The following is a 2,082-nucleotide window of genomic DNA, read 5'->3' as shown; positions in this document are numbered from 1 at the left end:
GATTCAGGAGCAGCTTGAAAATTCCGTCACCGAACTTTCTAACGAGGGCCGCGCCCAGCGCGATGGTGGCATGGCCGCAGAACGGCACTTCCGATTCGGGCGAAAAGTAGCGGACACGCCAGCCGTCGCCTTCACGTGCGGCAAAGGCGGTCTCGGAAAAGCCGACCTCTGCAGCGACGCGCTGCATGTCTGCGGCGTCGGGCAGAACCTCGCCAATCACCACGCCGGCCGGGTTGCCGCCGCTGTTGCCGTCCGAAAATGCCGCTATGCGCAAGACATCCATGTCGCTCGTCCCGTGTTCGTCATTCGTGTTCGCCAGGCGTGCAGAAAACACGGTTCAATCCGGTTTGGGAAACGAAGAAAGCGACGAGCAGCTGTGAGCATCAGTCATACCTTCGCCAGCTGCGCGCCCCTCGATCCGACGCGGAACGAAACCCGCTCCGTCGCCGTTCTGGCGATTGGCGGCTGCACGGCCGCCCTTCGAGACCAGTCCCCAGCTTTCACAGCGACCCAGCGCCACAGGAGCCGACCATGGACGCCATTGTCACCAAGAACGACCTCAAATCCGACGCCAAGAAGGAATCGATCGATCTTCTCAATGCCAGGCTTGCCGATGCCATCGACCTGGCGCTGGTCACCAAGCAGGCGCACTGGAACGTCAAGGGCCCGCAGTTCATCGCCATCCATGAGATGCTCGACGAGTTCCGCGAGGAGATCGACGGCCATGTCGACATCATCGCAGAACGCGCCGTGCAGCTTGGCGGCACCGCGCACGGCACCTCGCAGGACGTGTCGAGGGCAACGAAGCTCCAGCCCTATCCGACCGACATCCACAAGACCAAGGATCATCTGGCGGCGCTGATCGACCGCTATGCTACCGCTGCCAGGCTGGCGCGTGAGGCGATCGACGAGGCGGACGACGCCGGCGATGCCGACACCGCCGACATTTTTACCGCCTACTCGCGTTCGCTCGACAAATTGCTGTGGTTCCTCGAAGCGCATACGCAGGAAAAGGAATAGCCGGCTAGGCTCCTCCCATGGCCGGCTGAATCAGCCGGCCATCGCCTTGGGCGCGGCCGAGGCCTGGACCGCATGCGACACCAGCGCCGTCATGATCTCGGCGGCGGCGAGCGCGGCGATCACCGGCGGGCGCTTGTCCTTCACGGCATTGCCGCCGATCGGCGAGACGAGACGGTTGAACTGGGCCTCGCTGCCCTCGTCGGACTTCAGGAACCAGTTCTTGAACGTCGCCTTCTTGGTCTTCGAGCCGATCATGCCGACATAGGCGGCGTCGTCGCGCTTCAGCGCCTCGGCGACGATCAGGAAATCCAGCGCATGGTCATGGGTGAGGATGGCGAAGGCCGATCCCGCACGGGCTTCGCGCACCACCGCTTCGGGCATCGGCGTCAGCCGCGTCTCAACCGTTTCCGGCATGCCTTCCAGCGCATCGGCCCGCGTCTCGACGACCTCCACATGAATGGGCAGCAGCGCCAACGACGCGGCCAGCGCCTGGCCGACATGGCCGCCGCCAAAGACATAGACATGCGGCAGATGCGCCTCCTCGGCCTCGGCTTTGGCGATCAGTTCCTGTTCGATCCTAGCGTCAACCAAGCGGATCAGCACCTCGACGCGGCCGCCGCAGCATTGGCCGATTTCAGGACCCAATGGAACATCTAGGGTCGCGCAGGTTTCGTCGACCTCGATGCGGGCTTCCCTCCCCCTCGAGGGTAGGGTGGCGGCGGAGCCGCCAGGTTGGGTCACCGGCGCAGTGCTCGGCGCTGTCGTGGTGCCTTCTGAGCGCACCCCCTCTGGCCGCTTCGCGGCCATCGCCCCCTCAAAGGAGGAGAAAAGCATCTGCCGCGCCTTGTCGATCGCCATGAATTCAAGCTGGCCCCCGCCGATGGTGCCGAAAATCGCCGATGACGAGACGAGCATGAAGGCGCCGGTCTCACGCGGGGTCGACCCCTTTGTGGCCGCGACCTCGACGAGCGCGACCCGGCCGGTCTGGCCGAGAAACGCCTTCAGGCTTTGCACTTTCGAGTTCATCGTCTGCATTTCCACCCAGGAAATATAGCGTTTCGC

Annotated in this window: 3 protein-coding genes; 1 reads left to right on the top strand and 2 read right to left on the bottom strand. The window is 64.1% G+C overall.

Translation table 11 applies throughout. From position 1 onward, the window contains the following. A partial coding sequence (locus tag EOA60_RS30330; protein ID WP_164899663.1) for a PhzF family phenazine biosynthesis protein occupies window positions 1-283 on the bottom strand: 283 nt, incomplete at its 3' end. Window positions 284-531: 248 nt separating this feature from the next. Here EOA60_RS30330 and dps point away from each other — a divergent pair. Continuing rightward, window positions 532-1,020, top strand: a complete 489-nt coding sequence (dps, locus tag EOA60_RS30325; RefSeq protein WP_066995949.1) for a DNA starvation/stationary phase protection protein Dps — start codon at window positions 532-534, stop codon at window positions 1,018-1,020. A 30-nt stretch (window positions 1,021-1,050) separates the two neighbouring features. Here dps and xdhC read toward each other — a convergent pair whose 3' ends face one another. Then, window positions 1,051-2,046 carry a xanthine dehydrogenase accessory protein XdhC gene (xdhC, locus tag EOA60_RS30320; protein ID WP_095824425.1) on the bottom strand — a complete coding sequence of 332 codons (996 nt, stop codon included), beginning with the start codon at window positions 2,044-2,046 and terminating at the stop codon, window positions 1,051-1,053. Window positions 2,047-2,082 lie beyond the last annotated feature (36 nt).

This window comes from Mesorhizobium sp. M1A.F.Ca.IN.020.06.1.1, assembly GCF_004023265.1.
Classification (GTDB): Bacteria; Pseudomonadota; Alphaproteobacteria; order Rhizobiales; family Rhizobiaceae; genus Mesorhizobium.
The sequence above is the reverse complement of the archived record's forward strand: the minus strand, read 5'-3'. Positions and strand labels throughout refer to the sequence as shown.

Coding starts and splice junctions, on each gene's coding strand:
- xdhC (WP_095824425.1), bottom strand. CDS start 2,046: ATGAACTCGAAAGTGCAAAGCCTGAAGGCGTTTCTCGGCCAGACCGGC.
- dps (WP_066995949.1), top strand. CDS start 532: ATGGACGCCATTGTCACCAAGAACGACCTCAAATCCGACGCCAAGAAG.